Raw genomic sequence first — 10698 nt, 5'->3', positions numbered from 1 at the left:
CGGCGCCGAGTGCGGCGAGGGTCTCGATGAGCACTGCGGTCTGCACGGTCATGTGCAGCGAACCGGTGATCCGCGCGCCAGCCAGCGGCTGCGCGGCGGCGTACTCCTTGCGGATCGACATCAGACCGGGCATCTCGTGCTCGGCCAGCTCGATCTCCTTGCGGCCGAAAGCGGCCTGGGAAAGGTCGGCGACCTTGAAGTCACCGGCGTTCAGGGACGTCACGCTGTCTCTCCATCACGTCGGGGTGCGGGCGTTGGTGGCCCGGAACCGGCGCGCTGCCGAGGCGGGCTCGGGCGCGTGCGCGGGCATGCCGATGAGGCGGTGGGTTCCGGGAACCCTTGCACGTACCTCAACCGTATGACCGATTGTTCCGGACCAGTGCGTCGGAGGCCCTCTCTCCCTCGGCGTGACCGCGTCCGGGGACCCGGGCTCGCCGACCGCCATCAGCAGCGACGTCTGGTGCTTGAGACGAATCTACACCGTGCGTACATTCCGAGAGGCGCAGTTACGTGTTCGCAGAGATCACAGTGCGGGACGGAAGTGGGGCGGGATGACGGTTCCCTGGAGCGGCGGCGGGTTGCCACCTGTCGCTGCCGAGCGCATGGCGGAGGTCAGGCAGAGCGGCACCTGGACCTCCGCGCTGTCCACCGGCGAGTTCGCCTCCGTCCGGTCCGTGGGCTTCGAGCCCGTGGGCCAGGTGATGGGCTCGGCCGTCTTCCAGATCGCCCGAAGCGGCCGGTACTGGGGCTACCACGACTGTCTCTTCTCCGGCGCCGGTTACTCCTTCGGGGGGTACGGCGAGGCGCCGATCGCCCTGTCCGGGCGTGGCGCGCCCTCGCAGACGCTGGTGGGCGTCTTCGACCAGGCCCGCCGCACCGCGCTGGGCCGGATGACCGAGGAGTGCGCGGCGCTGGGCGGCGACGGTGTGGTGGCCGCGCAGCTGACCATGCAGCCGTTCCCGAACGCGCCGAACTGCCTGGAGTTCAAGGTCATCGGCACGGCTGTGCGCGCCCGCGGGGACGTGCGGCCGAAGCACCCGTTCACCTGCCACCTGGACGGGCAGGGCTTCGCCAAGCTGGTCAGCGCGGGCTGGGTGCCGGCCGAGCTGCTGGTCGGGATGTCGATCGGGGTGCGCCACAACGACTATCGCACCCAGTCCCAGCTGTACTCGTGGCGGAACAACGAGATCACGGGCTGGAGCAACCTGATCCACGCGATCCGAGCGGACGCGCGGCAGCAGCTGCAGTTGCAGGGGTCCCGGCGGGGCGGCGACGGCGTGATCATGGCCAGCGGTGATCTGCGGGTGTGGGAGGAGTCCTGCATTCGGGCGTCCAACCGCAACTCCGAGCAGCGCGACCACGTGGCCGAGGCCACGATGATCGGCACCACCATCGCCCGCTTCCGGACCAAGGCCGAACCGCCGCGGACGCTCTCCGTGATGCCGCTGGGCAAGCGCGGCGACCGGCTGCGGCAGCGGCTGGCCGCCGTCGCATCCAGCCCGTACGGCGACAAGGACCAGTACCGGCGCCTGCTCACCGAGCTGCAGGACCTGGGCGACCAGGGATGAACACACGCATGACGCAGTCGATCCGCACGAACCACGACCTGACCCATGCAAGGGGAGCTGCCCGATGAGCACCATGGACCCGACCGCCCAGGGTGTGCCCGCCGACGCGATGCGACGGCTGCAGGAGCTGCAGCCGGGTCGCGCCGGATCGATCTTCACGAGCGACCTGTCGGTCAACGAGTTCCTGCTCGTGCGCGAGGCCGGCTTCAAGCCGATCGGCCTGGTGCTGGGCAGCTCGATCTACCACGTCGGCATCCAGTTCGGCCGCTGGGGGAAGAACCAGGAGCTGGAGACGCTGAGCCAGGCGATGTACCACGCGCGTGAGCTGGCGATGACCCGCATGGAGGCCGAGGCGCACGCGCTCGGCGCCGACGGCATCGTCGGGGTCCGGCTCTCGGTGGAGGCGCGCGAGTTCGGCAACGACATCGCTGAGTTCATCGCGATCGGCACGGCCGTGAAGGCCGACCACCCGGCGCCCGGCGGCGGCAGCTGGCGCAACAACAAGAACCAGCCCTTCACCTCGGACCTGTCGGGCCAGGACTTCTGGACGCTGATCCGGGCCGGCTACGCCCCGCTGGGCATGGTCATGGGCACCTGCGTCTACCACATCGCGCACCAGCGGATGGGGGCCGTGTTCTCCAACATCGGCAAGAACGTGGAGATCGAGCAGTTCACCCAGGCCCTTTACGACGCGCGTGAGTTGGCGATGTCGCGGATGCAGGCCGAGGCCGAGGAACTGCACGCCGAGGGCGTGGTGGGCGTCCAGCTCAACGCCCACAACCACCGATGGGGCGGGCACACCACGGAGTTCTTCTCGATCGGCACGGCGGTCCGCCCGCTGCGTCCGGACCACGAGATCGAGCGTCCCACGATGGTGCTGAGCCTGGACGGCTGAGCGTCCCGGGGGCCGTGCGTCCTGGGACGCCGTGCCTCCTGAGATGCTGTGGCTCCTGAGATGCTGAGCCCGTTCGAACGGGTAGGGGATCACCGGGTGCTGATGAGGGAGCGAAGGCAATGAGCGAGATCGAGCTGCTGGCGGCGGCGCTGCGCCGGGACGCCGCGGATCTGGACATGTATGCCCAGGTGCTGACGGGTTCCCTGGCGGACGCCCTGCCGCCTGGCTCCGTCGAGCTCGCGCGCAAGCGGTCCGTCTCCGACCGGCTGTCCGGCCGTCCGGGGACCGTCGAGCGGCTGGAGGTGAGCCTCGACGACCGTCGGCTGATCCTGGTGCTGGCGCACGGCCGCCCGCAGGGCGAGGTGGCGACGGTGGTGCGCGGCGTGGTGCTCTCCCGCAAGCAGGTGGCGCTCGACGAGTGGGTCCACGAGCTGGCGGCGGCGGTGGCCCTGCGGGCGGAGTCCGACGCCCGGGCCCGCGCGGCCCTGGAAAAGCTCGTGATGGGCCTCTGAGGGCCCTGGGAGCGGAGCGGAACCGGTGGAGCGCCGGGGGGCTTCGGCCCCGGCGCTCCACGCGCTGTGGCGGTCGCTCGGACGGGCTGCGTCAGAGCGAGACGGTGGCCCGGAAGAGGGTCGCCGGGTCGCCGTCCTCACCGGTCGCCGTGACGGCGGGGCTGCCTGCGGCGAGGAAGCAGGACTGGCCCGGGGCCAGCGTCAGCCGCTCGCCGGTCGCGTCCGTCAGCGAGACCCGCCCCTCGGTGCACAGGAGGATCTGCGGGGTGTCGGTGGGCAGCGGCCTGCCGCCGTCGGCGCCGAGCCGGTAGCGCGAGAGACGGAACTCGTCGATGGGCGCCGGATAGAGCTCCTCCCCCGGGTGGTCCGCGACCGGGCGCGGCCGGATCACGCCGGGGTCGGTGGCCTCGAACTCCACGACCCGCAGCAGCTCCGGCACGTCGATGTGCTTCGGCGTCAGGCCGGCCCGCAGCACGTTGTCGGAGTTCGCCATGAGCTCCACGCCCAGGCCACGGAAGTACGCGTGCGGCACCCCGGCCCCGAGGTACACGGCCTCGCCCGGCCGCAGCACCACGTGGTTGAGCAGCAGGGCGGACAGCAGGCCCGGGTCGGCCGGGTAGTGGTCGGCCAGCGCCGCGTAGTCACGCAGCATCACGACCTCACCAGGCTCCGAGGACTCCTCGGCCATGCGCAGCAGCGCGTCGTGGGTGGCGGCGACGAGCGGGACGACGGCGTCGGCCTCCAGGGAGAGCGCCCAGGTCAGCGCCTCCCGCAGCGCCTCGGCCTCGGGCTTGGCGCGCAGCACGTCCAGCACCGGCGAGAGGCCCGGCACGCCCAGCCGCTCCAGCAGCGCGACCGTCCCGGCGGGCGCGCGGAATCCGCACACGCCGGTGAACTCGTCGAGCGCGCAGAGCATCTCGGGCTTGTGGTTCGGGTCCTTGTAGTTGCGCTCGCGCGCGTCCAGCGGCACGCCTGCCGCCTCCTCCGCCGCGAAGCCCGCCCGCGCCTGCGTCAGGTCCGGGTGCACCTGCACCGACAGGGGCTCCTCGGCCGCCAGGACCTTGAACAGGAACGGCAGCGCCGGCCCGAACCGCTCCACGACGGCCGCGCCGAGCTCGCCCACCGGGTCCGCCGCGATCACCTGGTCGAGCGAGCAGGCGCCCTCGCCGCGGTTCACGCCCGACGGCGCGCCCGGGTGTGCGCCCATCCACAGCTCCGCCTGCGGCTCGTCGCCGGGCTCCACGCCCAGCAACGCCGGGATCGCCGTCCGCGAGCCCCAGGCGTACGGGCGGACGGTGTTCTCCAGACGATCCATGCGCTCTCTAGGTCCTCTCAGCGGCGAGCCCGAGATAGACGGCCGCGAAGTCGGTCAGTGCCACGAGTTCGGCGAGTGCCTCGACCGGATCGGTCCGGGAGGAGCCGAGCTCGCGAAGGGCGACCTGATGGTCCGCCGCGAGGCGGTGGGCCCGGGTCACGGTACGGCGTGTTCCCGGTGGGTCGCTGTCCGCGAGGTGATCGGCGGGTGGCTCGCCGGTGACGTCGGGGGTGCCCTCGGTTGCCGGGTCCTCCGCTCCCGGGCGGTGGCGCAGCAGCACCACCTGGAGCCGCAGCGCGCCCTGGTCGTCGACCCGGTCGCGGAAGAAGTCGTCGGGCTCGGCGGATCCGGCCCCCAGGCCGCCGCTGAACAGGCCGCGCTGGGCGGCCATGGCCTCCGGCAGGACGCCGCTGAGCGCCGCTCGCCCGGCGTGGTCGGCGAGCATGGCCGTGAACCGGCCGGCGACGGCGGTGCCGCACGGGCCGAGGCTCCACAGGAGCGGCAAGGTGGCGTCGAGCTGGACGGCGAGGGTCTTGGCCGGGTTGTCGTAGGCGGCCAGGGAGGGCCGGCAGCGCACCGCCGCCTCGTCGAGCCGGTCGGCGGCGTCGTGCAGCGCCTTCTGCTCGCCGGGCAGCAGGCCGACGCGCAGCGCGAGCGCCAGCAGCGGGGTCAGCACGCCCCAGAAGTCCGACGGGTCCTCACGCGGGAGGTCCGCGTCCTCGTAGAGCGGCCGGCGCTCGTCCGGCTCGACGCCGGGCAGGTAGGGCAGCGGCAGCGCGCGCACCTGAAGCGCCGCCTGGCCGAGGCGCGAGTCCGTCGGCGCGATCACGACCAGCGAGCACCCGCGCGCGTAGGCGCGCTCGACCAGCTTGACCAGCCCCGGGACCTCGCCGTCCGTCGCGACGGCGATCAGCAGGTCCGAGGGCGAGGCCCAGCCCGGCAGCGTCCACTCCGGTCCGGCGTCCTCCCCGGGGCCGGGGCGCAGCACCGCCACCTGGCAGGCGCCGCCGCAGAACGCGGCGAGCACGTCCCCCGCGGTCGCGGCACTCCCGTGTCCCGCGACCAGCACGGCACGCGGCCGTCCCTGCGGTCGCAGGGCGCCCAGCCCCGCCTCGTCGGCGGCGCGCAGCGCGGTGCGCACGCGCGCCCCCGCGGAGGCCAGCGCGAGCAGCGCGCCGCGTTCGTCGGCGCGCGCGAGCCCGGCGGTGTCGTCGAGCAGCCGCTCGTCGATCATGCCGGGCGACGCGCCTCGTCCACGAGCAGGACGGGGATCCCGTCCCGCACCGGGTAGGCGAGCCCGCAGGCGCTTCCGGTGCAGACCAGCTCCGACGCCTCCTCGTCCTCGCGCAGCGGCGCGTGGCACGCCGGGCAGGCGAAGATCTCCAGCAGTGCGGGTTCGATGCTCATGTCGCTGGCGCTCCGGAAGTCGTGGACGGAATCAGTGTGCAAGCAGGTTACTTGCACCAACGGGGGCGCGAGGAACTGCGCGGGCAACCACCCGGACGGACAGCCCTGTTCGACGAGGGCCATCCGCACGGGGTGGCTGCTCGCGCCCCTGCGAGAAGCGCGCTACGCGCGGACGATCGCGAGGACCTGGTCGCGCAGCGCGGCCATCTTCGCCTCGTCGCGGGCCTCGACGTTCAGGCGGAGCAGCGGCTCGGTGTTGGAGGCGCGGAGGTTGAACCACCAGTCCGCGCCGGCCACGGTGAGGCCGTCCAGCTCGTCGAAGCTGGCGCCCGGCTCGTCGGCGAAGGCCGCGCGCACGGCGGCGGAGCGCTCCGCCTGGTCGGCGACGGTGCTGTTGATCTCGCCCGACTGGACGTAGCGGTTGAACGCGGAGACCAGCTCCGACAGCGGCTTCGGCTGCTCGCCGAGTGCGGCCAGCACGTGCAGCGCGGCCAGCATGCCGGTGTCGGCGCGCCAGAAGTCGCGGAAGTAGTAGTGCGCGGAGTGCTCGCCGCCGAAGATCGCGCCGGACTTCGCCATCTCCTCCTTGATGAAGGAGTGACCGACCCGGGTGCGCACCACGCGGCCACCGTGCTCGGCGACGACCTCCGGGACGGCCCAGGAGGTGATCAGGTTGTGGATGATCACCGGCTCGGTCTCGCCCGCGGCCTTCGCCTTGGCGAGCTCGCGGACGGCGACCAGCGCGGTGATCGCGCTCGGGTTGACCGGGTCGCCGTTCTCGTCGACCACGAAGCAGCGGTCGGCGTCGCCGTCGAAGGCGAGGCCGACGTCGGCGCCGACCTCGCGGACCTTGGCCTGCAGGTCCACCAGGTTCTTCGGGTCCAGCGGGTTGGCCTCGTGGTTCGGGAAGGTGCCGTCCAGCTCGAAGTACATCGGCACGATCTCGAGCGGCAGGCCGCCGAGCACCGTCGGGACGGTGTGGCCGCCCATGCCGTTGCCGGCGTCGACCGCGACCTTGAGCGGGCGGATCGAGGTCAGGTCGACCAGGCCGCGCAGGTGGTCGGCGTAGGCCTGGAGCTCGTCCTGCTGGGTGATCTTCCCCTCGGCGACGTCGACCGCCGGGATGGTGACGGAGTCGTCCTCGTTGATCCACGACTGGGTCAGCTCGCGGATCTCCACCAGGCCGGTGGCCTCGCCGACCGGCGCGGCGCCCTTGCGGCACAGCTTGATGCCGTTGTACTGGGCGGGGTTGTGGCTGGCGGTGAACATCGCGCCGGGCAGGTCGAGCTTGCCGCTGGCGAAGTACAGCTGGTCGGTGGAGCACAGGCCGATCTCCACGACGTCGGCGCCGCGCGAGGCCGCGCCCTCGGCGAAGGCCCGGGCCAGGCCCGGGGAGGAGGGGCGCATGTCGTGCCCGACGACGATCGCGTCCGCGCCGATGACCTGCACGAAGGCGGCTCCGAAGGCCCGTGCGAGGTCGGTGTCCCATTGGTCAGGGACGACTCCGCGGACGTCGTACGCCTTCACGATCTGCTTGAGGTCACGCACTGCGGCTCTCCGCCATTCTGTGGTCCTGGTCACACTTCTCCTGCCCTGCGCAGTGCACGATACCGGCTGTGCGTGAGCATGAAGTGAGCGCCGAGTGACGCGAGGGCGTAGGAGCTGGTCAGAAGGGGGCTCGAGGCGGCGCGAAGGCCCCTACGAGGGGGTGGTGTCAGCCCCCGGGTGAGAACTCGTCGGGAGTGCGCAGCACGCGCAGGTGGCCGCGGCGGCCGACCTCGGTCGGATCGGCCTCGGAGCCGCCGTCCTGGCGGCGCGCCGGCGGGCGGGCGACCTCGCGTACGGCGTTGGCGAGCGCCTCCAGGTCGTCGCCGGAGGGCCGGATCGGGCCGGTCTCCACGTTGAGCCGGACGACCTCCCAGCCGCGCGGGGCGGTGAGGCGCTCGGAGTGCTCGGCGCACAGGTCGTAGCAGTGGGGCTCGGCGTAGGTCGCGAGGGGGCCGAGCACGGCGGTGGAGTCCGCGTAGACGTACGTCAGGGTCGCCACCGCGGGACGGCCGCAGGCGGTGCGCGAACAACGACGGACAGGGCTCACGACGTTGGACGGTACCGCACTCCTGACCGGCCCGCGAAGACTCTGCCCCGGATCGGGCCCCGTGTCGTCCCGACAAGGCCCGTTTCCCCCGGTGGGGCGGGGTTTCCGGGCGGCCGAGGGTTACTGTCGGTGGCAGCGGATACGCTTAGTCGTGATGGAGAGACCACCCGTATCCACGTCCGCCTCCGGAGCGGCTCCCGGAGCGCCCGGGGCGGCCGCCGCGCCGAGACGGCGTCGGGACCGCCACGGCCGGGGCATGCGCGGGCCGCTGGCTCCGCGCCAGGTTCCGATCTCGCTCAGCCGCTCGGAGCTCTTCGACGAGTACGTGCGGGAGTCGGTGGAGCGGCTGGAGCGTCGGTGGCCCCAGCTGGAGGAGGTCGAGTTCGCCGTCCAGGACGTGCCCGCCCCGCTGCCGGGCGAGCCGGAGCCGGACATCGAGGACGTCCGTCCGGACGAGGTTCCGCTGGGCCGCCTGGTGGAGGCGGCCAAGGGCCGTCCCGCCCGGATCGTGGTCTACCGGCGTCCGGTGGAGATCCGCGCCAAGGGCCGCGAGGAGCGGGCCGCGCTGGTGCACGACGTGATGGTGGAGCAGGTCGCCGAGCTGCTCGGCGTGGAGCCGGAGGCGGTCGACCCCCGCTACGGCGAGGACTGACCGCTCCCGGCCCCGGGCACGTGCCGCGCTCTCCGGCGACCGCGTTACTGCACGAGGATCGCCGGGTTCTGGATCACCGAGGGGATGAGGACGGTCGAGCCGTCGTCCGCGATCTGCTGGATCGTCAGGCCGCTGTGATCGCCGATCTCGCGGGCCGCGTAGACGGGGCCGCCCGAGGTCGGGGTGATGGTGACAGCGAAGGTGGACGCCCCCGAGGGAGCCTGCGGCTGGACGGCCACGGTCGCGCCGGCCTGGATCTGCACGGTCTTGTCCGTCGGAGTCCCGCCGCTGCCGAGCGAGCTCACGGTGACGGTGGCCGCGCCCGCCGGGGCGGTCAGCAGCACGGACGCGCCTGACTGGTTCCCGGCGACGGTGCCGCGTCGGATGACGGGCGCGCTGCCGGCGAGGTAGGCGATGTCGCCGTGGCCGGAGGCGAGGACCGACGCGACGAAGGGCGTGGGCGCCTTCGGGTCGGTGGGGGTGAGCCGGAGCGTGGCGGGCTGACCCCGGGTCACGTTGCCGAGGTCGACGTAGTTCACCATGCCGGCCTTGACGTGGATCGTCTCGTGACCGGCCGGGGTGATCCAGCCGCTCTGGGAGGCCAGCTGGATCCTGAGGTCCGCGTCGACGTCACCGGGGACGGCGACGGTGAGGCCGAACTTGCTCACGTCGCCGGGCAGGCCGGGGATCAGCGCGGTGGAGCCGAGGGTCGTCGAGGGGATCCAGTCCGAGCCGTTGCCGTCCTGGCTCTCGTGCAGCGCCGCGGCGAGCTGCCCGCTGCGCACGAGCACGTGGACGGCGAGGTTCTGGCCGTCGTTGCCCTGCTGGACCAGCGAGGAGAGCAGCAACTGGCTGGTGCCGTGGGCGGGGATGTTGATGCTGGCCGCCGAGGTGTCGTCGACCTCGCCGTCCGCGCCGAAGATCTGGATGTCGGCGTCCGCGTTGGCGTCCTGCGGGTTCGAGAGCTCCAGGTAGGCGGTGGTGCCCTTGTCCGTGTCGGCGCCGGCGAACCAGAAGTCGGTGCCGGCCGGGGTGCAACCGGTGCCGGACAGGCCGTTGCTGCCGGCGGTGGTCTGCTGGACCGTGAAGCCGGGAGCGAGGGCGCCTCCGGCGGTCGCGGCCATGCCCGGGGCGTCGCTGCCGGAGGCGGCCTTGACGGTCGTGGCGCCGCCCGCCTGGGTCTGCTGCGCGATCGGCGAGGCCGAGGCCGAGGCGGACGCCGCGGAGGCGGAGGTCGTGGGTTGGCCGGACGCGCGAGCCGAGGCCTTGGCCGAGGCGGACGACGTCTTCGCCGAGGTCGAGGCCGACGCGGACGCGGACGGCGAGGCGGAGGACGCGGTCGCCGAGCCGTTGATCGGGGTCGTCAGCGCCGTGAGCGCCGCCCCCGCGCCGCTGCCGGAACCGGACGAGCCGGAGGAACCCGAGGAGCCGACGGTGCCCGCCGGGACGGCCAGGCTGTACTGGGTCGTGCCGGAGGAGCCCTGCAGCGGCGGCGGGCAGACCAGGCTGGTCTGCTGGACGGCGGTGCGGACGCTGTCGCCGGTCGCGGCGGCCTGGCCCTTGGGCGGCTGCACTTCGGCGACGCCGAGGGCGAGCGCGAGGACCCCGAGCGCGCCCAGCAGGGACTGGGTGGTCCGGTTGATCATCTGTTGGTCAGCTCCCTGCTCGTCACTGCTCGTCGCGGCCGGTCAGCCACGGGTCGTCCGCGCCCAGCGAGCCGTACTGGCCCTGGCCGGCGTTCGCGTCGTGCCAGCCGTAGCCCTGGCCCGGCATGCCGGGCTCCTCGTGCTGCGGCTGGTAGCCCTGCTGCGGGTAGGGCTGGTGGGCCGGATCGCCGTAGGGCTGGGGCTGGCCGCCGTAGGACGGGTCCGGGTAGCCCTGCTGGCCCGCATAGCCGTCGTAACCCTCGTAGCCCTCGTACCCGTACGGCACGCCCTGCTGGGCCCCCGGGTGGACACCCTGGTCGGCGCCGTACTCCTGGCCGTAGCCGCCGGAGAACTCGGCGTACCCGTCGGGGGTGTAGGTGCTGTATCCGGCGCCGTAGCCGTTCGGGTCGCCGCCGGTCGCGGCGTACGCGGGGTCGGGTGCGCCGTGGTCGCCGGCCGGCGCGCCGTTCGGGCCGCCGTCCGCGTCGCGGCCCGGTGGCCGGGCGCCGGACGGCGCCTCGGCCGACTGCTCCCCGGCGTAGACGCCCTGCTGGGCGGCCTCCTCCTCGGCGGCCTGTGCGCCGTCGGCGCCGGCCGCCGCCATGCGG

General features: G+C 73.2%; 11 protein-coding genes and 1 pseudogene. 4 read left to right on the top strand and 8 right to left on the bottom strand.

Annotated features, from left to right (window positions below):
• Positions 1 to 223 (bottom strand): adenosylhomocysteinase (locus tag TR48_RS27820; protein WP_042372317.1); only part of this gene is annotated, 223 nt, incomplete at its 3' end.
• 328 nt (positions 224 to 551) lie between these two features.
• On the opposite strand from TR48_RS27820, the gene TR48_RS27815 reads away from it, so the two are divergent.
• The 3 genes from TR48_RS27815 (at position 552) to TR48_RS27805 (ending at position 2975) form a co-directional block, all read left to right on the top strand.
• Positions 552 to 1568: a heavy metal-binding domain-containing protein gene (locus tag TR48_RS27815; RefSeq protein WP_084729820.1), complete on the top strand. Its 1017-nt coding sequence runs from the start codon at positions 552 to 554 to the stop codon at positions 1566 to 1568.
• Positions 1569 to 1632: 64 nt separating this feature from the next.
• Positions 1633 to 2463: a heavy metal-binding domain-containing protein gene (locus tag TR48_RS27810; protein WP_201777170.1), complete on the top strand. Its 831-nt coding sequence runs from the start codon at positions 1633 to 1635 to the stop codon at positions 2461 to 2463.
• A 119-nt stretch (positions 2464 to 2582) separates the two neighbouring features.
• Entirely contained in the window at positions 2583 to 2975 is a 393-nt protein-coding gene (locus TR48_RS27805; protein ID WP_042372315.1) for a hypothetical protein, read from the top strand.
• A 91-nt stretch (positions 2976 to 3066) separates the two neighbouring features.
• On the opposite strand, the gene manA is transcribed toward TR48_RS27805, so the two are convergent.
• From manA to TR48_RS27785, 5 genes are all read right to left on the bottom strand, one after another.
• Positions 3067 to 4290 (bottom strand): mannose-6-phosphate isomerase, class I, encoded by a 1224-nt coding sequence (gene manA, locus TR48_RS27800; RefSeq protein ID WP_042372313.1) that lies wholly within the window; start codon positions 4288 to 4290, stop codon positions 3067 to 3069.
• A 7-nt stretch (positions 4291 to 4297) separates the two neighbouring features.
• On the bottom strand, positions 4298 to 5524 hold the full coding sequence (locus tag TR48_RS27795; RefSeq protein ID WP_042372310.1) for an SIS domain-containing protein: 1227 nt from the start codon (positions 5522 to 5524) through the stop codon (positions 4298 to 4300).
• Positions 5521 to 5697 (bottom strand): Trm112 family protein, encoded by a 177-nt coding sequence (locus tag TR48_RS40965; protein WP_084729819.1) that lies wholly within the window; start codon positions 5695 to 5697, stop codon positions 5521 to 5523. The genes TR48_RS27795 and TR48_RS40965 overlap by 4 nt, the downstream gene beginning before the upstream one ends.
• Positions 5698 to 5859: 162 nt before the next feature.
• Positions 5860 to 7245 carry a phosphomannomutase/phosphoglucomutase gene (locus tag TR48_RS27790; RefSeq protein ID WP_042372308.1) on the bottom strand — a complete coding sequence of 462 codons (1386 nt, stop codon included), beginning with the start codon at positions 7243 to 7245 and terminating at the stop codon, positions 5860 to 5862.
• Positions 7246 to 7411: 166 nt separating this feature from the next.
• Positions 7412 to 7792, bottom strand: coding sequence for a DUF3499 domain-containing protein (locus TR48_RS27785; RefSeq protein WP_042372306.1), 381 nt, complete (start codon positions 7790 to 7792; stop codon positions 7412 to 7414).
• Between the two features lie 256 nt (positions 7793 to 8048).
• On the opposite strand from TR48_RS27785, the gene TR48_RS27780 reads away from it, so the two are divergent.
• Positions 8049 to 8444 carry a metallopeptidase family protein gene (locus TR48_RS27780; protein ID WP_042372304.1) on the top strand — a complete coding sequence of 132 codons (396 nt, stop codon included), beginning with the start codon at positions 8049 to 8051 and terminating at the stop codon, positions 8442 to 8444.
• Between the two features lie 44 nt (positions 8445 to 8488).
• On the opposite strand, the gene TR48_RS27775 is transcribed toward TR48_RS27780, so the two are convergent.
• Positions 8489 to 10090 (bottom strand): DUF5719 family protein, encoded by a 1602-nt coding sequence (locus TR48_RS27775; RefSeq protein WP_052443114.1) that lies wholly within the window; start codon positions 10088 to 10090, stop codon positions 8489 to 8491.
• Positions 10091 to 10112: 22 nt separating this feature from the next.
• Positions 10113 to 10698: pseudogene (locus tag TR48_RS43680) on the bottom strand (hypothetical protein); the annotation flags it as partial.

Origin of the sequence: Streptacidiphilus neutrinimicus, from assembly GCF_000787815.1 — a bacterium.
Lineage (GTDB): Bacteria > Actinomycetota > Actinomycetes > Streptomycetales > Streptomycetaceae > Streptacidiphilus > Streptacidiphilus neutrinimicus.
The sequence above is the reverse complement of the archived record's forward strand: the minus strand, read 5'-3'. Positions and strand labels throughout refer to the sequence as shown.